The following is a 566-nucleotide window of genomic DNA, read 5'->3' as shown; positions in this document are numbered from 1 at the left end:
AGCATGGGCGAAAGCTAGTGGCGTACCCGAATTGTGATGTGACAGCCAGTACGGTTGCGGTTAATGTCAACCGTCAGCGGGCAGGTTTGAGTCCAGAGTTCTACAAGAAAGGGATCGTGATGAGCAACCCATTCGGTGACGTCGAATTGACCGCAGCCGAACAGCGAGCCCTAGATCAGGCTGAAGCGGACATCGAAATGCTTCACGCACTGGTACAGCGGCGACGTGACAGCGGGCTGTCGCAAGCTGAGGTCGCGGACGAGATGGGCCGCGACAAGAGTTCAGTCTGTCGGTTTGAGCGTCTGGACTCAGATCCGCGAATGTCGACCGTTCGGCGGTACGCCGGGGCAATTGGTGCTCTCGTCACACATCACATCTACTTCAGTGATCCCGGCGACTTGCATGGGGGACCACTGAACATGACACGATCAACCTCCTCGAGGAATCAAGCTTTAATTGATATCGTCCCCAATCAGGATCTGGAATGGACAGCTCTACCGTTGAAGCGAAGCGAGACTTCGATTGTCTAGCAATGAAGGGCAGGACACACCAGAGTTCACCCCGAC

1 protein-coding gene is annotated in these 566 nt (G+C 55.5%); it reads left to right on the top strand.

The window, feature by feature from the left end:
* Positions 1–530: helix-turn-helix domain-containing protein (locus AC3XQU_RS22790; RefSeq protein ID WP_489876442.1), on the top strand; the 530-nt coding region annotated here is incomplete at its 5' end.
* Positions 531–566: the final 36 nt, after the last annotated feature.

The sequence above is a fragment of the Telluria sp. AZSoR62 genome (genome assembly GCF_058111565.1).
Note: the sequence above shows the minus strand (reverse complement) of the source record. Positions and strands in the feature narration are given on the sequence as shown.